The 20,498-nt window shown below is 61.4% G+C and carries 17 protein-coding genes; 5 read left to right on the top strand and 12 right to left on the bottom strand.

Annotation, left to right across the window (positions count from 1 at the left end; translation table 11 throughout):
* Positions 1-39: 39 nt before the first annotated feature.
* From smc to GPK89_RS16270, 12 genes are all read right to left on the bottom strand, one after another.
* A complete protein-coding gene (smc, locus tag GPK89_RS10465) occupies positions 40-3,597 on the bottom strand; it encodes a chromosome segregation protein SMC (protein WP_215692925.1) in 3,558 nt (1,185 codons plus the stop codon).
* A gap of 151 nt (positions 3,598-3,748) precedes the next feature.
* The gene (gene rnc / locus GPK89_RS10470; RefSeq protein WP_215692927.1) at positions 3,749-4,414 is read right to left on the bottom strand and encodes a ribonuclease III; all 666 of its coding nucleotides are present in this window, start codon (positions 4,412-4,414) and stop codon (positions 3,749-3,751) included.
* A 141-nt stretch (positions 4,415-4,555) separates the two neighbouring features.
* Complete coding sequence (gene plsX, locus GPK89_RS10475) at positions 4,556-5,584, bottom strand: phosphate acyltransferase PlsX (RefSeq protein ID WP_215692929.1); 1,029 nt, start codon at positions 5,582-5,584, stop codon at positions 4,556-4,558.
* Positions 5,581-6,891 (bottom strand): methylenetetrahydrofolate--tRNA-(uracil(54)-C(5))-methyltransferase (FADH(2)-oxidizing) TrmFO, encoded by a 1,311-nt coding sequence (gene trmFO, locus GPK89_RS10480; RefSeq protein WP_215692931.1) that lies wholly within the window; start codon positions 6,889-6,891, stop codon positions 5,581-5,583. Before trmFO ends, plsX begins: the two co-directional genes overlap by 4 nt.
* 46 nt (positions 6,892-6,937) lie before the next feature.
* Entirely contained in the window at positions 6,938-9,022 is a 2,085-nt protein-coding gene (gene topA, locus GPK89_RS10485; RefSeq protein ID WP_215692933.1) for a type I DNA topoisomerase, read from the bottom strand.
* A 131-nt stretch (positions 9,023-9,153) separates the two neighbouring features.
* Positions 9,154-10,254 carry a DNA-processing protein DprA gene (locus GPK89_RS10490; protein ID WP_215692935.1) on the bottom strand — a complete coding sequence of 367 codons (1,101 nt, stop codon included), beginning with the start codon at positions 10,252-10,254 and terminating at the stop codon, positions 9,154-9,156.
* 127 nt (positions 10,255-10,381) lie between these two features.
* Positions 10,382-11,149: a TrmH family RNA methyltransferase gene (locus tag GPK89_RS10495; RefSeq protein ID WP_215692937.1), complete on the bottom strand. Its 768-nt coding sequence runs from the start codon at positions 11,147-11,149 to the stop codon at positions 10,382-10,384.
* A 319-nt stretch (positions 11,150-11,468) separates the two neighbouring features.
* Positions 11,469-11,822: a 50S ribosomal protein L20 gene (gene rplT, locus GPK89_RS10500; protein ID WP_078783376.1), complete on the bottom strand. Its 354-nt coding sequence runs from the start codon at positions 11,820-11,822 to the stop codon at positions 11,469-11,471.
* A gap of 58 nt (positions 11,823-11,880) precedes the next feature.
* Complete coding sequence (gene rpmI / locus GPK89_RS10505) at positions 11,881-12,087, bottom strand: 50S ribosomal protein L35 (protein ID WP_078783375.1); 207 nt, start codon at positions 12,085-12,087, stop codon at positions 11,881-11,883.
* Between the two features lie 29 nt (positions 12,088-12,116).
* Complete coding sequence (gene infC, locus GPK89_RS10510; RefSeq protein WP_374116781.1) at positions 12,117-12,683, bottom strand: translation initiation factor IF-3; 567 nt, start codon at positions 12,681-12,683, stop codon at positions 12,117-12,119.
* Positions 12,684-13,037: 354 nt separating this feature from the next.
* Entirely contained in the window at positions 13,038-13,961 is a 924-nt protein-coding gene (locus GPK89_RS10515) for a transposase (protein WP_252261630.1), read from the bottom strand.
* A gap of 353 nt (positions 13,962-14,314) precedes the next feature.
* Positions 14,315-14,833: a type II secretion system protein gene (locus tag GPK89_RS16270; RefSeq protein ID WP_252261631.1), complete on the bottom strand. Its 519-nt coding sequence runs from the start codon at positions 14,831-14,833 to the stop codon at positions 14,315-14,317.
* 160 nt (positions 14,834-14,993) lie between these two features.
* Here GPK89_RS16270 and GPK89_RS10525 point away from each other — a divergent pair, with 160 nt between their 5' ends.
* The 5 genes from GPK89_RS10525 (at position 14,994) to argS (ending at position 20,059) form a co-directional block, all read left to right on the top strand.
* The gene (locus GPK89_RS10525; protein WP_215692941.1) at positions 14,994-15,314 is read left to right on the top strand and encodes a helix-turn-helix domain-containing protein; all 321 of its coding nucleotides are present in this window, start codon (positions 14,994-14,996) and stop codon (positions 15,312-15,314) included.
* Between the two features lie 316 nt (positions 15,315-15,630).
* The gene (locus tag GPK89_RS10530; RefSeq protein ID WP_215692942.1) at positions 15,631-16,740 is read left to right on the top strand and encodes a D-alanine--D-alanine ligase family protein; all 1,110 of its coding nucleotides are present in this window, start codon (positions 15,631-15,633) and stop codon (positions 16,738-16,740) included.
* The gene (gene murI, locus GPK89_RS10535; RefSeq protein WP_215692943.1) at positions 16,740-17,555 is read left to right on the top strand and encodes a glutamate racemase; all 816 of its coding nucleotides are present in this window, start codon (positions 16,740-16,742) and stop codon (positions 17,553-17,555) included. The genes GPK89_RS10530 and murI overlap by 1 nt, the downstream gene beginning before the upstream one ends.
* Before the next feature lie 186 nt (positions 17,556-17,741).
* Complete coding sequence (locus GPK89_RS10540; RefSeq protein WP_215692944.1) at positions 17,742-18,179, top strand: DUF1934 domain-containing protein; 438 nt, start codon at positions 17,742-17,744, stop codon at positions 18,177-18,179.
* Positions 18,180-18,301: 122 nt separating this feature from the next.
* Positions 18,302-20,059 carry an arginine--tRNA ligase gene (argS, locus tag GPK89_RS10545; protein WP_215692945.1) on the top strand — a complete coding sequence of 586 codons (1,758 nt, stop codon included), beginning with the start codon at positions 18,302-18,304 and terminating at the stop codon, positions 20,057-20,059.
* Positions 20,060-20,498: the final 439 nt, after the last annotated feature.

Raw genomic sequence — 20,498 nt, forward strand, 5'->3', positions numbered from 1 at the left:
GGTGCTTAAGCCGTAAGGCGGGAATTGTGCGGTGTTGCCTTAGGTAATCAAATCCGCACTGACATTATCCAGATCCAGCCGCAGAATCTTCGATACGCCGTCTTCCTGCATGGTGACGCCGTACAAAACATCGGCGGCTTCCATTGTTCCGCGGCGGTGGGTGATGACGATGAACTGGGTGTGGTCAGTCATGCGGCGCAGGTATTGTGCGTACCGCGCGACGTTGACGTCGTCCAGTGCGGCCTCGATCTCATCCAGGAAGCAGAACGGCGCGGGGTTGACGTTGAGGATGGCAAAATAGATCGATATAGCGACCAGTGCCTGCTCGCCGCCCGAAAGGGCAGACAGGTTTTTGATGACCTTGCCCGGGGGCGAGACCTCGATCTCGATGCCGGATTCCAGCACGTTCGCCTCGTCAGACAGGTAGAGCCGCGCGTGGCCGCCGCCGAACAGTTCCCGGAAAATCTGCTGGAAGTGGGTGTTGATCTGCTTGAAGCTCGTCGTGAACAGCTCTTCCATCTCGCTGCACAGCTCGGCGATCATCTTGGTCAGTTCGCTCTTGGCCTTTTCCACGTCGGTGACCTGGGCTTTCAGGAAGTCATAGCGCTCCTTGACCTCTTTGTATTCCTCGATCGCGCCAACGTTGACATTGCCCAAGCCGCGAATTTTACCGCGCACCTCAGTCACGCTGCGGCGCAGCTCGGTCAGGCTCTCGAAGGGCACACACTGGCTGCGGGCTTCGCTCTCGGTCAGCTGGTATTCCTCCCACAGCTTGCTGTTGGTGTCGTTCAGCTCGGTCTCGGCGGCGGTGCGGCGCTCGGCCAGGCGGGCCATTTCGCCGCTCATCCGCTCTCGCTCGTCGGTCAGGGCACGGTTGTCCTGGCCCAATTTGGCGATAGCGGCTTCCTTCTCCATGCGGGCCGCATTGGCGGAACGGATGGTTTCCTCCGCCGCTGCGATCCTCTGCTGGTTTTCGCCGCGGGTGCGCTCCATCTCGGCGATTTTCAAGGTGTTCGCCTCAATTTTCGCCTTGGCCGCGTCGATGGCGGCGTGCAGCTCCCGGGCGCGGGCCTCGGCCTCGCCGGTACGGCTCTGCAAGCCCTCCAAAGCGGCCTCATGCAGGCTGATGTCCTTCTCGTCGGCCAGTCGCTGCATCTGCTTTTCAGAGAGCTCGCCGGTGATTTTTTCTCGTTCTGCCGTGAGACTTCCAGTGCTCTCACCCAGAGCCGCCAGCTCTTCGGTGTACCGGACCATCTCGGTTTCGGCGTCGGCCTGGGCCTTTTCTGCCTCAGCGCGGGCCGTCTCGTTCTGGGTTACGGCGGCCTGCTGGTTCGCAATTTCGGCTTCGATGTTGCGGGCCGTCTCCTCGTACTGGGCGGCGGCTTTCGTCAGGCGTTCCAGTTCCAGCCCGGCGCGGACGTGTTCGGTGGCGGCGTTCATGCCCTCGCCCTCGGCACCCGCCAGCTGGGCACTGAGGTTATCTACCTCGGCCTTGCGGGCGGCCAGTTCCTTTTCGGCTTCGGTGCGCTTTTCTTCCAGCTTTTTCAGCCGGGTGCGCAGCTCGTCCAGCTCCTGTTTGCGGCTGAACACGCCGACGCTGCGGGCCGTGGAGCCGCCGGTGAAGGAGCCGCCCGCGTTGATGACCTGGCCGTCCAGCGTGACGATGCGGTTGCGGTAGCCGAGGTTCCGCGCCACGGCGGAGGCCTCGGTCAGGTCCTCGACCACGATGATGCGGCCCAGCAAGTTGTCGATGATATGCTGATATTTTGGGTTTGTCTTAACGAGATCGGCGGCGACTTCCGCCGTGCCGGTCAGGCGGCCTGTAAAGCGGCTGCCCTGCACGGTGTCCAGCGGCAGAAACGTCGCGCGGCCTGCGCGCTCGTCCTTCAAAAAGCCGATGGCGGCGCGTGCACAGCCCTGATCCTCGACCACGATGTTTTGCAGCGCAAAGCCGAGGGCCGTCTCGATGGCTGTCTCATAGCCTTTTTCGACGGTGATGATGCCCGCCACCGGGCCGACGATGCCCCGCAGACGCCCGCCGCCTGCGGCACGCATAACGGCCTTGACGCTCTGCTGGTAGCCGTCCATGTTGCGCTCCAGATCCTCTAAAATATGGATGCGCTGGGCGGCGGCGGATTTCTCGCGGTCAGCCTTTTGCAGGTTGTCGGCAGCTTCGGCCTGCTGGCGGCGGCGGCTGTCGAGCTTGAGTTTTAGGCCCGCCTTGATGTTGTCGTTGCGGGTCACGGCCTCCTGGGCGTCCTTGAAGCGGCGCTCGGCGCGGCGGCGTTCCTCGTCGGTGGCAGCAGCGTCGGTCTGCAAAGTCTCGGCCTGCTGCCTGGCTTCGGCCAGGCGGTTGGCGGCGGCCTCCCCTGCCGACTGTGCCGACGCGGCGCGGACCTTGGCGGCGGTGGCGGTGTCCTGCAGGCGGGCCATGGCGGCGTCAATGACGTCGCGGCGCTCGCCGCTTGCGGCGGCCTTTACTTCCAGCGCGTGCAGGGCCTCGCGCAGCTCGGCCACGCGGGTGTCCAGCGCAGCCATGCCGTCCTTTAAAGCGTCGATGGCGGCGCGGTGGTCGGCGGCCTCGCGGTCAATGCTTTCCCGGCCCTGGCCCGCGCGTTCCAGCTCGGTATTTGCCTCGTCGATGCGGAACCGGCTGTGCTCGCTCTCGTTTTTCAAGACGGCAATCTCGCTCTCGCTGCCGGCGTTGGCCTCGGTAATGGCGCGGATATCGGCATTGGCCTGCTCGACTTTCAGCATGAGCTGCTGCGTTTCTTCGCGCAGATCCGCGTTTTTTTCATCAAAGGCGTCCAGCTGTCGGCTCAGACGGTCGTAGTCGGCCTCTGCGGCCTCGTACTTGCGCTGCTGATCGCGCAGTGTATCGTTGGCGCGGCGGATGGCATCGACCCACAGCGTAATTTCCAGGCTCTTGCGCTTCTCGCTCAATTCCAGAAACTGCTGGGCCTTCTCGCTGTCGCGCTTCAGCGGGCCGACGCGCTTTTCCAGTTCGCCCAAAATGTCGCGCAGGCGCTCTAAGTTGCCCTCGGCGGCGTCCAGGCGGCGCTCGGCCTCATTTTTACGGTAGCGGTATTTGGCGATGCCGGAGGCTTCCTCAAAAATTTCACGGCGCTCTGCGGATTTTGCGCCAACGATCTCGGCAATGCGGCCCTGGCCGACGATGGCGTAGCCGTCGCGGCCAATGCCGGTGTCCAGCAGCAGCTCGTACACGTCCTTTAAGCGGACGCTCTGGCCGTTGATGGAGTATTCACTTTCGCCGCTCCGGTAGTAGCGGCGGCCGATGGTGACTTCGTCGGCGTCCATGTCCAGGCCGTGGTCGCTGTTGTCGATGGTCAGTGCGACCGACGCATAGCCCATGGCACCGCGGGTCTGGGTGCCGCCGAAGATGACGTCCTCCATCTTGCCCGAACCGCGCAGCTGTTTGGAGCTGGTCTCGCCCAGCACCCAGCGGATGGAGTCGGAGATATTCGATTTGCCCGAGCCGTTGGGTCCGACAACGCCGGTAATGCCCTGCCCGATCGAGATCTTCGTCTTATCGGGGAAGGACTTAAAGCCTTGGATTTCCAGTTCTTTCAGGCGCATTGAAGTAGTGTACCCTTTCGATTCTCTCTGGTCGTAGGGGCCGGGCATGCCCGGCCCTCAACCCCGCCCTGTATACCCGTAAACGGGCTGCGATTTTTATGCCGCGGGCCGGGCATGCCCGGCCCCTACAGAGCATCATTAAACGGCAATATTACTGCAGTTTTTCCAGCGCCACCTTTGCGGCGTGCTGTTCGGCGGCTTTCTTGCTGCGGCCTTTGCCCTCGGCCAAAAGCCGGCCGTTGCGCCAGACGCAGACGGTGAACTGCTTGTCGTGGTCGGGGCCGGTCTCGCCGGTGACTTCGTATTTCAGCACGGCGCTGGGGTCCTGCTGCACGACCTCCTGCAAACGGGTCTTGTAGTCGTCCTCGGCGGTCTTGCCCTCGGTGATGAAGGGCAGGATGAAGTTGCGGGCGGTCTCCATGCCGCCGTCCAGATACAGTGCGGCAATGACGGCCTCGAACGCGTCAGACACGACGCTGGGCCGGTTGCGGCCGCCGCCCAGATCCTCGCCGTGGCCCAGGCGCAGGTACTCGCCCAGGTGGATCTCCTGGGCAAACTGGAACAGCGCATCCTCGCTGACAAGGCTTGCGCGCATCCGGGTCAACTCGCCCTCGGGGCGGCCGGACTGGTGGAACAGGTAGTCCGCCACGACGACGGACAGCACGCTGTCGCCCAGAAATTCCAGCCGCTCGTTGTGGGTGGTAGCGACCTTGCTCTCATTGGCAAAGCTGGTGTGGGTCAATGCAATGCGCAGCAGCGCAGGATTTTTGAATGTATAGTGCAGGACTTCCTGCAATTCTTCCGGCTTGTGGGCCATAATTATCACCTTTCCGGCTTTTGTAGGGTCGTAGGGGCCGGGCATGCCCGGCCCTCAACCTTGCCTTGCTGTCCCATGAAGGGGTTATCATTTTTACGCTGCGGGCCGGGCATGCCCGGCCCCTACAAGGCGGCTTTACTTTTAAGCGTCTGCTTCTTCTTTCTTCTGCGCGGCCACCTCGCCCAGCGCCTTCTCCATCGTGCCGCACAGGTCGTTGGCTACACAGAGCTTGGCCTGGCGGATGGCGTTCTTGATGCCCTTGGCGTGGCTGGAACCATGAGCCTTGATGACCGGCTTGGCCGCGCCCAGCAGCGGTGCGCCGCCGACTTCCTCGGAGTCCATCATCCGCTTGAGTTCGCCCAGGCCGCCCTTGATGCCCAGGTAGCTGAGTTTCGTGATGAGGTTCTGCAGGAAGATTTTTTTCAGCATCCCCAGCAGCGTTTTGGCAACGCCCTCGGTCAATTTCAAGACCACATTGCCGACAAAGCCGTCACAGACCACGACATCCACCTCGCCGTCCATGATGTAGCGCGGCTCGATGTTGCCGACGAAATGGATACAGGGGTTCGCTTTCAGCAGCTGGTGCGCCTCGCGGTAGGTGGGGGTGCCCTTGGTGTCCTCAGCGCCGTTGTTGACCAGTGCGACCTTCGGCGTTTCGCGGCCCATGACCTTTTCCGCGTAGACGCTGCCCATCGTGCCGAAAGCATTCAGCATCTCGGGGCGGCACTCGACGTTCGCGCCGCAGTCCAGCAGCAGGAAATTCTGCTTTGCGCCGGGCATCGGGGTGGCCAGTGCCGGGCGCTTGACGCCCTTGACGGTGCGCACGATGAGGCTGGTGCCGACGTGCAGCGCACCGGTGGAACCGGCGGAGACAAAGGCATCGCCCTCTCCGTTTTTCAGCATGGTCAGGCCCTTCACAAGGCTGGAATCCTTCTTGTGGCGCACAGCCTTGACCGGGTCGTCGTGCATATCGATATTCTCGGTGCAGTTGATGATTTCAAACGGTGCAAGGTCGATTTTATTTTCTGCCGCGCAGTCGCGGATGGCTTTTTCCTCGCCCAGCAGCGTGAGAGTCATGCCGTCGCCGAACTCTGCAGCCGCCTGGCTTGCACCCTGCAATACACACAGTGGGGCGTTGTCACCGCCCATGGCATCCACTAAAATTTTCATTTGTATTCCTCCGTCCATGCACGCATGGCATCTTGGGCGTTCTGCGAGAGCGCCATGTAGCGCTCCCGCTTATCGCGGATAGCGTTGATCTCCTCGGTGCGGGGCAGAATGCCCATGTTTGCACCCATCGGCTGGAAGTCTTTGTTCGGCGTCGTGATGTAGTCGAGCAGTGCGCCGCACATCGTCGCCGCCGGGGGCGGCGGCAGTTCGCCTCCTTGCAAGCGGGCCAAAATCTGGTGGGCCGCCAGCAGGCCGCTGGCCGCGCTCTCCATATAGCCCTCAAAGCCGGTGATCTGCCCGGCAAAGAACACGTTGGGGTGGTCAGCCAGGAATTGCTGCTTGGTCAGCACCTTGGGGCTTTCCAAAAACGTGTTGCGGTGCATGACGCCGTAGCGCACAAACTCGGCGTGTTCCAGGCCGGGGATCATGCTGAACACCCGCTTCTGCTCGCCCCACTTTAAGTTCGTCTGGAACCCAACGAGGTTGTAGAGCGTGCGGGCCGTGTTTTCTGCCCGCAGCTGCACGGCGGCCCAGGGGCGGTGGCCGGTGCGCGGGTCCCGCAGGCCGACGGGTCGCAGCGGCCCAAAGCGGATCGTATCCGCGCCGCGGGCGGCCATGACCTCAATCGGCATACACCCCTCGTAGACGGTCAGGTCTCCGTCAAAGTCGTGGAGCGGCGCACGCTCGGCGGCGATGAGCGCCGCGTGGAAGTTCTCATACTCTTCCTTATTAAAGGGGCAGTTGAGGTAGTCGGCCTCGCCGCGGCCATAGCGGGATGCAGCAAAGACCTTGTCATAGTCCAGGCTCTCGGCGGTCACGATGGGCGCAACGGCGTCATAGAAACTCAGCCGATGGTCGCCGGTCAGCGCCGCCACGGCCTGGGCCAGCGCCCCCTCGGTCAGCGGGCCGCTGGCGACGAGCACTGGGGCGCTCTCGTCCAGAGCCGTGACTTCCTCGCGATGGATCGTGATGTTTGGGTGCTTTTCCACCATTTCCGTCACGGCGGTGGAAAACACATCGCGGTCGACAGCCAGCGCACCGCCTGCCGCCACGCGGGCGGTCTCGGCGGCGTCCAACAGGTGGCTGCCCATCATCTTCATCTCGATTTTGAGCAGGCCGGATGCGGAATCCGGGCGCTCGGCTTTCAAGGAGTTAGAGCAGATGAGTTCCGCAAACCCCTCGCTTTTATGCGCGGGGGAAAATTTTGTGGGTTTCTGCTCGTACAGGTCAACCTGCACGCCGCGGTCCGCCAGCCACAACGCCGCCTCGCACCCCGCCAGGCCGGCACCGATAATGTTAAGTTGCATACTTGTCCTCTCTCAGGCTCCCCTTTGCGGGGAGGCTTTAAAGCGGTCATTTTTTCTCAATCGCCTTCACAAACCCGCAGCCCTCTTTGGCGCAGTACAGCTGGCCCTTCTTTTTAAACAGGGTGCTGCCGCACTGGGGGCATTTTTCGGGCACAGGCTCGTCCCAGGTCATATAGTTGCACTTGGGGTAGTTGCTGCAGCCGTAGTACACGCGGCCCTTGGCGCTCTTGCGTACCAGCATATGGCCGCCGTCCAGTGGGCACAGGCCGCCGGTGTCCTTGACCAGCGGGTGGGCGTTGCGGCACTCGGGGAAGCCCGAGCACGCCACAAACTTGCCGTACCGGCCCGATTTGATGACCATGGGGCGGCCGCATTTTTCGCAGATCTCATCGGTCGGGATATCCTCGACCTTGATGCGCTTGCCCTCCATGTTCTTCTCGGCCTGTTCCAGGCTCTTGGAAAATCCCTGGTAGAAATCGTCGATGGTCTTGACCCAATCGGCCTGACCGGCTTCGACGACGTCGAGCTTTTTCTCCATGTCAGCGCTGAATTTCACGTCCACGATATTCGGGAACTGCTCCATCATGACCGTGTTGACGGCCTGGCCCAGCGGGGTGGTTTTCAGCTTTTTCTGGTCCTTCTCCACATAGCCGCGGTCGACGATGGTCGTGATGATGGGCGCGTAGGTGGACGGGCGGCCGATGCCATTTTCCTCCAGCGCATGGATGAGCGTCGCCTCGGTGTAGAGCGGCGGCGGCTGGGTGAATTTCTGGTCCGCCGTCAGTTTTTTCAGCGCCAGTTTCTGGCCCTCTTCCAGCGGGGGCAGGGCCGTTTCCTTCTTCTTCGTGTCATCGGTGGATTCCTCGTACAGCGCGGTGAAGCCGTCGAACGCGACCCGGAAGCCCGACGCGCGGAACAGGTAATCCCCCGCCGTGATGGATGCGGACACCGTATCCTGGATGCAGTCGGCCATCTGGCTTGCCATAAAGCGGCTCCAAATCAGGCGGTAAAGCTTGGCGGTGTCGCCGCTGATGCTCTGCTCGACCTCGTCGGGCGTCAGCTCCGGCATAGACGGACGAATGGCTTCGTGGGCGTCCTGGGCGGCGGTGGCGGAACGGCTCTTCCACTTGCGGGCGGTCTTGCAGACGTAATTCTCGCCCCAGCGGTCCGCAATAAAGGTCTTGGCCGCCGCCTGGGCCTCGGCGGCGATGCGCAGAGAGTCAGTACGCATATAGGTGATAAGGCCCACAGTGCCGTGGCCAGCGATGTCCACGCCTTCGTACAATGTCTGGGCAGCGCGCATCGTGCGGGTGGCCGAGAAGCCAAAGGCGCGGCTGGCGTCCTGCTGCAAAGTCGAGGTGATAAAGGGCGGTGCGGGCTGGCGGCGGCGCTTGCCTTTTTCAATTTTGGTAATGGTGTAGTCCCTGCCGTCCAGCGCGGCCAGGATGCCGTCGGCCTGGGCCTTGTTCGTCACCGTCAGCTTTTTGCCGTCGGCGGTGGCGGCCAGGCGGGCGGTGAACTCGCTCTTGTCGCCCTGGGCGTGGAGCAGCGCGTCGATGTTCCAATACTCGTCGGGCTTGAAATTCTCAATTTCAATTTCCCGGTCGCGGATCAGGCGCACAGCCACACTCTGCACGCGGCCTGCGGACAGGCCCTTGCGGACCTTGCGCCACAAAAACGGGCTGAGCTTGTAGCCCACCAGGCGATCCAGCTCGCGCCGGGCCTGCTGGGCGTTGAACAGGTCAATGTTGATGGCGCGGGGGTGGGCCATGCCCTCCTTGACGCCTTTTTTGGTGATTTCATCAAAGGTCACGCGGTTGGGCGCGGCAGGATCCAGCCCCAGAATATTCGCCAGGTGCCAGCTGATGGCCTCGCCCTCGCGGTCCGGGTCGGTTGCCAACAGCACGCCGTCGCACTTTTTGGCTTCGGCCTTCAGCTCTTTGACGAGTTTCTGCTTGCCCTTGATGGTGATATATTTCGGTGTATAGCCATTTTCGACATCAATGCCCAGCGTGCTGGCGGGCAGGTCGCGCACATGGCCCATGCTGGCTGTGACCTTATAGCCACGGCCCAGATACTTGCCAATGGTTTTCGCCTTGGCAGGGGATTCCACGATGACTAGTTTCGGCATAAGCTACCTCAATGAAAAAGTATTTTAGATAATAGATAAGAGATAAAAGATAAGAAATATTGTGGATTGCAGGCCGTTGGCCTGCTCAAAATTTTGCGCTGCGCGCACTCCTTTTTTTATTATCTATTATCTTATAGCGCAATATATCTGCGTCCCGGCTGGGCCTGTGCACCGCCCATAAGTTCCAGCTCCGTACAGGCCGCCAGCACGCGGCCGGCGGGCAGGCGGGCGGCGGCACACAGGGCGTCGATGCCCTGGGGCGTGGGCTTCAAAACGGCGTAGACTGCCTGCGCGTCGGGACTGACGGCGGCGGGGTCAAACCGCTGCTGTGCCGGGTCGGCGGTCTCTGCGCCAATCCCCAGTATGTCCAGCGCGTCGGCGGCTTTGCACAGCGGCTCGGCGCGGTGGGTACACAGCAGTTCGTTCGTGCCCTCGCTCAACGCACTGTAAATGCTGCCGGGCACGGCCAGCACCGGGCGGCCCAGCCGCTCGGCGTGGCCCACGGTGTTCAGCGTACCGCTGCGGGTGCGGGCCTCGGCCACGCAGAGTACCTCGCTCTGGGCGGCAATCAGCCGATTGCGGGCCAAGAATGTGCCGGTCGTGCGGCCTGTGTAGCCGGGCGGGTACTCGCTGCAGACCACACCGCCGCCCTTTTCGATGGCGGTGCGCAGCTTGGCGTTGGCGGCGGGGTAGGTCTTATCGATGGCCGTGCCCAGGAACGCCACGGTGGGCACCTCCGCCTGCACGGCGGCGCGGTGGGCTTCGCTGTCCAGGCCGTCCGCCATGCCGCTGACCAGCACCACGCCCGCCTGTGCCATCGCCAGAGACAGGTCAAACGCCGCCTGCCGCCCGTAGGCGCTGGGGCGGCGGGTGCCCACCATGCCCGCGTACCGCCCGCCGTTCAGGCAGGCAGCGCTGCCGGTCACGTAAAGTACCAGCGGCAAATCGGGCAGATCACGCAGGCGGTCCGGGTAGGTGCCCTCGTCGGGCGTCAGGATATCGATGCCCGACAACAGGCAGTGGTCGAGCCGTTCCTCATAGTCAAACGGCGTCGTATCCCGCAGCTGTGCCAGCGCGTGGGCGCTCAAACAGGCGGGCGGGGCCTCAGTCCCAACACGCAGGATATCGTACAGTTCCGCCGGGTCCGGGTACAGGTCCAGCAGTTCCCGCGCATATTGGCACCCCGAGCCGACGGCATCCGCCAGCCAGAGCCAAGCCAGTGTTTTGTCCATGGTGGATGCCCCCTTTTATCCTCTCGGCTGCATAGCGGCGGGCAGAGGACTGCCCGCCCTACGCCCGCTGTTGCCCCGTAGGGCGGCCAGTCCCCTGGCCGCCGCACAGCAGCTTCCGGATGTCTGCTTACACGCCCCTGAAATGCCACAACAGCACGCTGCCCGCCACGGCGGCGTTCAAACTCTCGACACGGTCGGTCATCGGGATGCGCACGGCCATGTCGCAGGCTTCGACGGTGGCATCCGTCAGGCCCTGGCCCTCGCTGCCGATGACGACGCACAGCCCGCCCGGGAAGTCGTTTCCGGCCTCGTCCAGCGGGCGGGAACGGTACAGCGCCGTCGCCAGCGTCGTGACGCCCCGGGCACGCAGCTTTTGCAGCGCCGCGGGTAAATCCTCGGTGTGCAGCGTCGGCAGCCGCCCGGCCGCGCCCATCGAGGACCGCAGCGTTTTGGGCGACAAAGGCGACGCGCAGCCCGGTCCCAGCACGACGGCGTCAAAGCCGAAGGCCGCGGCGCTGCGCAGCAGCGTACCCACGTTGCCGGGGTCCTGCACGCCCTCCAGCGCCAAGATGCGGCGGGCCGTGTTCAAAATGTCAGCGGGCGGCACGGGCGTCTCAAACAGCGCAAACACGCCCTGGTTGGACTTGGTACCGCTGAGCTTTTCCGCCACATGGGGCGCGATCTCGGCGGGGTCGAATCTTGCCAGTTCCGGCGTTTTGGCCAGCGCCGCCGCCGTGGCATACACCACGCGCGGCGTGCAGCTTTTCGCCAGTTCCAGGCAGAGTTTTGGCCCTTCGGCAAAGAACACGCCGTCGGCGGCACGCTGCTTTTCGGTATCGCGCACAGCACAGGCGTATTTGATCTTGGCGTTATCGCGGCTGGTGATCGTTTCCATTGTAGCGCCCCTTTTGTATAAAATCAACTAAATTGTGTGAATAAAGAGAAACGGCAGTCTGCCGGACAGTTCCACCTCATCCGGCCTGCGGGCCACCGCTCCCCCTCTGGCGCTACGCGCCACCTCCCCCGTATCGGGGGAGCCTGTCCTCAAGGGGAAGGCTTGGGGCCGCGCTCGGATGAGGTGCGGCGGGCAGAGGACTGCCCGCCCTACGACCTTGCCGCCTTGTAGGGCGGCCAGTCCTCTGGCCGCCGCACCACAAACTTCCCTTTAAACACAAAAGGACTCGCGCGTGTGCGCGAGTCTTTTTAGCAAGCTATTACAGAGCCTTCTTGGCGGTCTCGACCAGCGCATTGAAGCTGGCGGGATCGTGGATGGCCATCTCAGACAGCATCTTGCGGTTCAGCTCGACGCCGGCCTTCTTCAGGCCGTTCATGAAGGTGGAGTAGTTCATACCCTGAGCACGAACAGCGTTGTTGATGCGGGTGATCCACAGGTTGCGGAACTGGCGCTTCTTCTGCTTACGGCCAACGAAAGCGTAGTTGCCGCTCTTCATAACGGCCTGCTTGGCCATGCGGAAGTGCTTGGACTTAGCACCGTAGTAACCCTTTGCGAGCTTGAGAGTCTTAGCACGACGCTTGTGCGTCATGGTAGCGCCTTTAATACGAGCCATGTTTTATATCTCCTTTGTCTATAACTGGTAGTAAACTGACCTTTAAATGTCGTAGCGATTAGCCACCGTAGGGCATCATTTTCTTGACAGCAGCCTCGTTGGTCTTGTCAACGTACTTGGGCATACGCAGGCCACGAGTGAGCTTGGTGGTCTTCTTGGTCAGAATGTGACGGCGCTTGGACGCATTGCGCTTGATCTTGCCGGAAGCAGTCATCTTGAAGCGCTTCTTGGCGCCGGAAAGGGTCTTGAGCTTCATTTTAGCCATTGTTGTTTCCTCCTAGAGAGTTTACTTTCTTACTTGTTGGGAACGGGGGACATGAACATCATCATGCTGCGGCCCTCAAGCTTGGGCTGCTTGTCGATGACGGCCTTGCCCACCAACGCCTCGGCAAAACGCTTATGGACGTCCAGACCTAAGCTGGTATGCGCCATTTCGCGGCCGCGGAACCGGATGCTCACCTTGAGCTTGTGGCCCTGCTGCAGGAACTTAGCAGCCTGATTCACCTTGGTGTTGAAGTCGTTGGTGTCGATGTTCAGAGACAGGCGGATTTCCTTGAGTTCAACCACTTTCTGGTTTTTCTTGGCTTCCTTTTCCTTTTTCTGCATCTCGAACCGGTATTTACCGTAATCAAGAATTTTGCACACCGGCGGCTTGGCCTGCGGTGCGACCTTGACCAGATCAAGGTCCTTGTCGATAGCCATTTTCAGTGCATCGCGGGGGCTCATAATGCCCATCTGTGCACCGTCCGCGCCGATCAAGCGGATCTCTTTGTCGCGGATCTGCTCATTGATCTCCAGTTCGTTGGATTTGCTGTTGCTGGCGATTGTAACACACCTCCCACAAGTGTATGATAAAGACAAAAGCGGCTGCCATTGAAAGCAGCCGCCGAACATACGAAGTTGCGCACCTAGTGCGTATCATGGTATGACCCGGGGTTTTGACAAACCCTGCAAGGTGAGCCGACGGCCTACTGCCGGTTGCTGCTTTTTTTACATCGATTAGTTTACCACAAAAGCAAGGGCGTGTCAATAGGGCCGCCGAAAGTTTTTTGCGTATTTATTCCTCTCGTACAGATGCACGGCCAAAGCGCCGCCGCCCTGTAGGGGCCGCATATATGCGGCCCGCAGCTTTCCCCCAGATGCCCCGCTGCCTTACACCCGCGGGCCGGGCATGCCCGGCCCCTACGGCTCTACAATGTTTTTCATCGTACAGCACTACATCCTCGCCAGATCAAACAAAATTTTTGCAATCACGCACCAACTGCACCCGGCGCGGCGCAGCAGGGCGGGCAGGGCGTCCGGCACGCCCGCACACCGGGCCACCCATTTTTCTGCGGCGTCCTCATTGGCGGGGGCCACGCGCGCCCACTCCCTCTCCGGGCCGGGGTCATCGGTGGGGCCGCGCTTGTCGTTCATGCCGCGCCAGCCGTCGCGCAGGTAGCGCTGCACCCAGCGGTAGACCTGGTGGTAGGCCACGGCGTATTTCTGCGCCATAGCGCCGTAATTTTTCTCGTTTTCCAGGCAGTCCAGCACAATGACCAGCCGCTGCATCGGCGGCACAGTGCGCTCACGCCCCTTGGCGCGGCTTGTGCCCTCGCTGCTGTGGCGGGCGTCGTGCAAAGCGGCCGCCCCGCCCGCGCGGTACTGCCCCACCCACCGTACAAGCGCCTTATAGTCCACGTTATATTTTAACGCAGCCACGCCGTAATCGCAGCCGTTTTGCAGGCATTCCCGCACGATCTTTTCCCGGTCGGCGGCCGTGGTGTAGGCCGTGCCCTTGTGGCGCGACGCCCCATGGTAGCCGCGCAGTGTGCCGCCTGCCTGCACAGTCTCGACCATTTTTTGCAGGTTTTGGGTACTGCGGATGCCGTATTTTTTGCAGATATCAAACAGCGAGCCTTCCCCCGCCAGGTAGGCGGCGACGGCGGCCTGTTTTTCCTCGGCGGTCAGGTGGCGGGACGTCGTGCGCGGGGCCAGACCGTCCGGGCCTTCGGCCTCATAGATGCGCAGCCATTGGCGCACCGCCGTGACACTGACGCCGACGCTTTTCGCCGCCGCTTGGCGGCTGGTCTCGCCGGATATTATTTTTTCCACAAGCGCGACCTTTTGTTGTGGAGAAAGCTTTGGTGTCTGAGGCATGGTAACCGCCTTTCGGAGGTTGTAGGGGCGGATTGTCGAAAGGCCTCCCTTGTCAAAGGGAGGTGCCGAGCGCAAGCGAGGCGGAGGGATTCCCGCCCGGCTGCGGGGGTGACGGCGTGCAGGGCAAGGCCCGTCAGAATCCCTCCGGCCGCCTTCGGCGTCCACCTCCCTTTGACAAGGGAGGCTTTTCTGCGGGAGGGATGAATCCCTCCCCTACGGCTGACCCGGGGCCGCGCGGCTATGGCAAGGCTGCGGGCCGGGCATGCCCGGCCCCTACAGAGCGGGTATTATAAGGTAGAGGGTATGAAAAATCCCACCACGGGAGGTGGTGGGAGAACATTTAGATAAAGGAATTAGCCGTTGTTGCCCGGGGTGTTACCACCGGCAGCATTTGAAGCACTGTTGTAGACATAGTAGTTACCATTAGTCTCAATTGCCGTACCTACGCCAGTAGGAGTAGAAGTGCTGTAATAGCAAGTCTTTCCATCTTTGTAAATCAACTGCTTAAGTTTACCGTCCTTGGTAATCATAACGCCAGAAATCTTGGTCTGATCCAATTCTGCCAGTTTAGCAATTGCTTCGTAAGTAACATCCTTATCGCCAACAACAACCTTGTCAGTTGCAGCAGTCGTCGTGTCCTCAACAGCCTTCGACGTATTAGCGTAAGCCTCATCAACCAACGTCTGTGCCGCCATAACAGCGGAGCGCGTCTCAGCGATAATCTGCTTGTTGCGAGCCTTATCAATATACCCCGTCAACGCGGGAACCAGCAGCGCGGCCAGGATTGCCAGAATGACCAGAACAACAATCAGCTCGACGAGAGTGAAACCCTTTTTGTCTGTCAGTTTTTTGAACACCTTGTTTTCCTCCAAATTTTTCTCTTTTACACCAACATTTCAGCGCCATGTCGGCATTTCATATTGTCATTTTATAACACATTTCGTGCTTTGTCAAGCCAAGTCGTGCTTTTGCAACTCGTTTTGTGTTTTTCTGCTATTCTCAAACCAAAGTTTTATGGAAAAAGGCAAATTTATGGAATTTAACGAACGTTTACGCTATTTGATTGACTGCGAAGAAATCAAAATTAAAGACCTTGCACCCAAATTGTGCTTGAGTGCCTCGACGCTCAGTAACTATACACAGGGCATCCGTGAACCTGACTACGACACCCTGCGGCGCATTGCGGATTATTTTGGGGTCAGCATCGACTATCTGCTGGGGCACAAATCCCCGGTGACGGACGACGAGCGCCAGCTGCTGGCGCTGTTCCGCAGCTTTACCCCCAGCCAACGGCGGCTGCTGCTGGAGCAGGCCGAACTGCTGACCCACTACAAAATCAAGCTGGACGACTGACCCGCCGGGATGGCGGGTCGTTTTTTGTTTTATAGCGGCCTTCGGTTGTAGGGGGCGGCGTCCTCGCCGCCCCGCAGGGTTCCCTACATGAAGCTGCGGGCCGCACATGTGCGGTCCCTACAGGGCGGCGGCGTTTTGGCCGTACATCTGCCTAGGAAGTCCGCCGGGCGGGATAAATCTCTCCCCCTACGATATATTCGCCTAAAAAATCGTAAAAATAATCTAGCCAACGGCCGCATAATATGTTATGATTATAAGCTGAAGACTTGTAGTGTGCCCCAAGGGGCCGCGCAATTTTACAAAGGGAGTCTTTTTGATGAATAGTAATTCCAAGCTGCGCGTTGCGCTCTTCTTCGGCGGCGTCTCCAGCGAGCATGAGGTCAGCTGCGTGTCGGCCTCGGCCTGGCTGCGCGCCCTGGGCCAAAGCCCCTGCGCAGAACAATATGAGGTATTCCCGGTGGGCATCACCAAGACCGGCCGCTGGCTGGCCTGCCACCCCACGCCCGAGGCCATGGCCGACGGCAGTTGGGAGCAGGGCAGCTGCACGCCCTGTGTGCTCAGCCCGGACCGCGCGGACCACGGTATCTGGCTGCTGAAAGACGGCAAGGCCGAGCTTGTCCGCATTGACATCTGCGCCCCGGTCATGCACGGCAAAAACGGCGAGGACGGCACCATTCAGGGCCTGTTTGAGATGGCCCGCATCCCCTACGTGGGCTGCGGCGTGCTGGGCAGCGCCGTCTGCATGGACAAAGCCGTTGCCAACGCCCTGATGGACGCTGCGGGCGTGCCCCACTGCAAGTGGGTGGCCGCCACCCGCGCCGACCTGGCGCTGAACGGCCCCGTGGTGCTGGACGCCGTGGAGGCAAAGCTGGGCTATCCCATCTTTGTCAAACCCGCCAATGCGGGTTCCAGCGTGGGTATCTCCAAGGCGGCCGACCGCGCCATGCTGGAGCAGGCGGTTGAGATTGCCCTGCGCGAGGACGACAAGGTCGTGTTTGAGGAGTTCATCGACGCGCAGGAGGTCGAGTGTGCCGCCATCGGCAACCCTGACGACCCCGCCAGCGTCATGACGACCCGCCCGGGCGAGATTCTGGCCGGGGCCGAGTTCTACACCTACGACGACAAGTACAAAAACGGCGTGTCCCAGACCGTCATCCCCGCCCATTTGAGCGAGGAAAAGCTCGACGAGGTGAAGGCCGAGGCCCGCAAGGCCTATCTGGCGCTGAACTGCGCGGGTCTGTCCCGCTGCGACTTCTTTGTGGAGCGCGGCACCGGGCGCGTTTTGTGCAACGAGCTGAACACCCTGCCCGGCTTTACGCCCATCAGTATGTACCCCAAGCTGATGGAGCACGAGGGGCTGAGCTATGCGGCACTGGTCGATAAGCTGCTGCAGCTGGCCCTGCACCGCCGGAAGGGGGCCTACTGATGGACCCGCGCCCCATCGGCGTTTTTGACAGCGGCCTGGGCGGGCTGACCGCCGTGCGCCAGCTGCGCCGCGTGCTGCCCGGCGAGGATATCGTCTACTTTGGCGACACCGGCCGCGTGCCCTACGGCAGCCGCGGGCGGGACATCATTGTGCAGTACGCGCGGCAGGATATCCGCTTTTTATTGCAGCAGGACGTAAAATTCATCATTGCTGCCTGCGGTACGGTGTCCTCGACCTATCCGCCTGAGGAAGCCGCCAAACTGCCCGTGCCGTTCACCGGCGTGGTGGGCGCGACGGCCCGCGCGGCAGTGGATGCGACCCGCAACAAAAAAGTGGGTATCATCGGCACGGCGGCGACGGTGCGCAGCGGGTCCTATGCGGCGGTCATCCGCGACATGATGCCCGAGGTGGAGATTTTCGCCCGGGCCTGCCCGATGTTCGTGCCGCTGGTGGAAAACGGCTATTTCAACGACGGCAACCCGGTCACAAAGCTCATCATTGCGGAGTATCTGCAGGAGCTGAAGGACGCGGGCGTTGACACGCTGATTTTGGGCTGCACACACTATCCGCTGCTGAAAAAGATGATCGGCGATTTTATGGGCGGCGACGTGCATCTGGTGGATTCCGGCAAGGTGACGGCGCAGGCCGCCGCGGCCGCGCTGGACGACCTGGGGCTGCTGAACGGCAAGACCAGCGGCGGCACGGCGAAGTATTTTGTCAGCGACACACCGGACAATTTCGACGAGCTGGCCCACACGTTCTTAGGCGAATACGCCGGCGGAACGGTGGAGCGCATTGCGATCGAAACATATTGAGCGCTGTCACCGAAGGTGACTGATGAGGGCGAAGTTTCCGGGCATTACCCATTTACAGGCAGTAATGGCAAGGTCGCCCCTCATCCGGCCTTGCGGGCCACCGCACCCCTTCTGGCGCTGCGCGCCACCTCCCCCGTATCGGGGGAGTCTGTCCCCGAGGGGGAAGGCTTTTAGTAGAGGTACACCATGGAAGAAAAATATCTCATCACCATCAAGGGCACGATGGAGCAGCGCGGCGACACGGACACCGTGGAGCTGATGACGCGCGGCTCACTGGTACACAAGGATGGCGCTTACTATATTGTATACAAAGAGACCGAGGCCACCGGCTACGAGGGCTGCACGACAACGGTAAAGGTGGCCGACGACGCGCGCAAAGTCTCGATGCTGCGGTTCGGCAAGCAGACGAGTCAGCTCGTCATCGAGAAGGGCACCCGCCACCTCTGCCATTACGAGACGGGGTACGGTGCCATCAGTCTGGGCGTGTCCGCTGACGTCATCGAGCACGCGCTGGACGAAAACGGCGGCAAGCTGCAATTCAGCTACACGCTGGATTCCGGTGCCGAGAGTTTCATCAGCCGGAATCTTGTTGACATTACGGTCGATAAGCTGCCGGAATCTTAAAAACACGCTGCCCCTACGGCTCTCAGCCTACCGGAAAGCACTCTGTAAAGGCAAAGCCGCGGGCCGGGCCTGCCCGGCCCCTACGGCGTTATCATAGAAAAATCCCCCACAGGAGGTTCATCATGGATTATAAAAACTACAACCCCCGTGCGGCGGCGCTGGCACAGGCGCGTGCGCTGCTGACCGATGCCGTCAAGGCAGCCGTCGCTGACGGTGCCCTGCCCGAGGCTGCGCTGCCCGACTTCATCGTCGAGATCCCGGCCGACGTCAAAAACGGCGATATCGCATCCAATGTTGCCATGGCCGGTGCCCGCGCGTTCCACAAGGCCCCGCGCCAGATCGCCGAGGCCATCACCGCAAAATTGCAGCTGGGCGGCAGCCTGTTTGACCGCTTCGAGGTCGCAGGCCCTGGCTTCATCAACCTGTTCCTTGGCCAGGACTGGTTCACCAGCGTTGTGCGTGCCGCCGTGGCCAGCCCCGAGTACGGCCGCACCGACGTTGGCGCAGGCAAGCGCTACAATGTCGAGTTCGTTTCGGCCAACCCCACCGGCCCCATGCATATGGGCAACGCCCGCGGCGGTGCCCTGGGCGACGGCCTGGCCGCCTGCCTGGACTGGGCCGGTTATGACGTGACCCGCGAGTTCTACATCAACGATGCGGGCAACCAGATCGAGAAATTCGGCAAGAGCCTTGCCATCCGCTATTTGCAGCTCTACAAGGGCGAGGACGCCTGCCCCCTGCCCGAAGAGTGCTACCAGGGTGCGGATATCATCGCCCGCGCCAAGGAGTTTGCCGCCGTCCACGGCGACGCCTACGTCAACAAGGACTTTGACGAGCTGAAAAAAGCCATTGTGGCCGATGCCCTGCCCAAGAACATCGCCGGTCTGCAGCGCGACCTCGGCAAGTACCGCATCGAGTACGATGTCTGGTTCCATGAGAGCGACCTGCACAACTCCGGCGCAGTCAAGGCCGTGGTGGACAAGCTGCTGGAGACCGGCGCCTGCTACAAGGCCGAGGACGGTGCCATCATGTACCGCAGCGCCCAATACGCCGCCAAGTACGGCGTTGTGAACAAGCGCAAGACCGAAGACGGCAGCGAGGAGGAGGCCAAGGACGAGGTGCTCGTCCGCGCCAACGGTATCCCCACCTATTTTGCGGCCGATATCGCCTACCACTACAACAAGCTGGCCGTGCGCGGCTTTGACAAGGCCATCGACGTCTGGGGCGCCGACCACCACGGCCATGTTGCCCGCATGAAGGGCGCGATGGACGCCATCGGTCTGGACGGCAGCCGCCTGGACATCGTGCTGATGCAGATGGTCAACCTGATGCGCGACGGCAAGCCCGTGCGTATGAGCAAGCGCACCGGCAAGGCCATCACCCTGACCGACCTGCTGGACGAAGTGCCCATCGATTCCGCGCGGTTCTTCTTCAACCAGCGCGAGAGCTCCTCCACGCTGGACTTTGACCTGGACCTGGCCGTGCGCAACGACAGCGAGAACCCGGTCTACTACGTGCAGTACGCCCACGCGCGCATCTGCTCGGTGCTGAAAAAGCTCGAGAGCGAGGGCGTAAAGTTTGCGGGCGCGGACGCCGTGGACGCCAGCGTGCTGACCGACCCCGCCGAGCAGGCGCTCATCCGCCTGCTGGCCGCCTTCCCCGCCGAGATCGCCGCCGCCGCCGAGAAGTACGACCCGGCCCGCATCACCCGCTACTGCATTGATGTGGCGTCCGCCTACCACCGCTTCTACAACGCCTGCCGCATCCTGGATGCCGAGGGTACCGTGCAGCAGGGCCGCATTGCCCTCTGCCTGGCCGTGCGCGGGGTCATCCATAACATTTTGACGATGTTCAAGGTGAACGCCCCGGAGACGATGTAAAAAAGCTCCAAGGCTTCCCCCTTGGGGACAGACTCCCCCGATACGGGGGAGGTGGCGCGCAGCGCCAGAAGGGGTGCGGTGGCCCCGCAGGGCCGGATGAGGGGCGAGTTTGCCTCAGCAACCCATTCATGGGCAATTACAGTAAGTTTGCCCCTCATCAGTCGGCGAGCGGGGCCGCCGACAGCTTCCCCCTCGGGGGAAGCCAATATAGCGAAAAACCGCTGCTTCTTTTTTCCAAGAAGCAGCGGTTTTATGTTGGCGTACACGCGCCCAACATATTTATTATACCATTTTCGATATGGAACAATCAATCCTGATTATGCACAAATATTGCATATAAAGCTTGTGCGGTCTGCGAATAGACGAAATCCCAAGGCTGTGATATAGTATAGTCACAGAAAGAAAACAGCCGGAGATAAGGAGTTAAGAACTCCAAGAG

The sequence above is a fragment of the Gemmiger formicilis genome (assembly GCF_018784445.1).
Lineage (GTDB): Bacteria > Bacillota > Clostridia > Oscillospirales > Ruminococcaceae > Gemmiger.

Bases quoted from the DNA above. Each gene is read 5' to 3' on its own strand.
- smc (WP_215692925.1), bottom strand. From the start codon at position 3,597: ATGCGCCTGAAAGAACTGGAAATCCAAGGCTTTAAGTCCTTCCCCGAT.
- rnc (WP_215692927.1), bottom strand. From the start codon at position 4,414: ATGGCCCACAAGCCGGAAGAATTGCAGGAAGTCCTGCACTATACATTC.
- plsX (WP_215692929.1), bottom strand. From the start codon at position 5,584: ATGAAAATTTTAGTGGATGCCATGGGCGGTGACAACGCCCCACTGTGT.
- trmFO (WP_215692931.1), bottom strand. From the start codon at position 6,891: ATGCAACTTAACATTATCGGTGCCGGCCTGGCGGGGTGCGAGGCGGCG.
- topA (WP_215692933.1), bottom strand. From the start codon at position 9,022: ATGCCGAAACTAGTCATCGTGGAATCCCCTGCCAAGGCGAAAACCATT.
- GPK89_RS10490 (WP_215692935.1), bottom strand. From the start codon at position 10,254: ATGGACAAAACACTGGCTTGGCTCTGGCTGGCGGATGCCGTCGGCTCG.
- GPK89_RS10495 (WP_215692937.1), bottom strand. From the start codon at position 11,149: ATGGAAACGATCACCAGCCGCGATAACGCCAAGATCAAATACGCCTGT.
- rplT (WP_078783376.1), bottom strand. From the start codon at position 11,822: ATGGCTCGTATTAAAGGCGCTACCATGACGCACAAGCGTCGTGCTAAG.
- rpmI (WP_078783375.1), bottom strand. From the start codon at position 12,087: ATGGCTAAAATGAAGCTCAAGACCCTTTCCGGCGCCAAGAAGCGCTTC.
- GPK89_RS10515 (WP_252261630.1), bottom strand. From the start codon at position 13,961: ATGCCTCAGACACCAAAGCTTTCTCCACAACAAAAGGTCGCGCTTGTG.
- GPK89_RS10525 (WP_215692941.1), top strand. From the start codon at position 14,994: ATGGAATTTAACGAACGTTTACGCTATTTGATTGACTGCGAAGAAATC.
- GPK89_RS10530 (WP_215692942.1), top strand. From the start codon at position 15,631: ATGAATAGTAATTCCAAGCTGCGCGTTGCGCTCTTCTTCGGCGGCGTC.
- murI (WP_215692943.1), top strand. From the start codon at position 16,740: ATGGACCCGCGCCCCATCGGCGTTTTTGACAGCGGCCTGGGCGGGCTG.
- GPK89_RS10540 (WP_215692944.1), top strand. From the start codon at position 17,742: ATGGAAGAAAAATATCTCATCACCATCAAGGGCACGATGGAGCAGCGC.
- argS (WP_215692945.1), top strand. From the start codon at position 18,302: ATGGATTATAAAAACTACAACCCCCGTGCGGCGGCGCTGGCACAGGCG.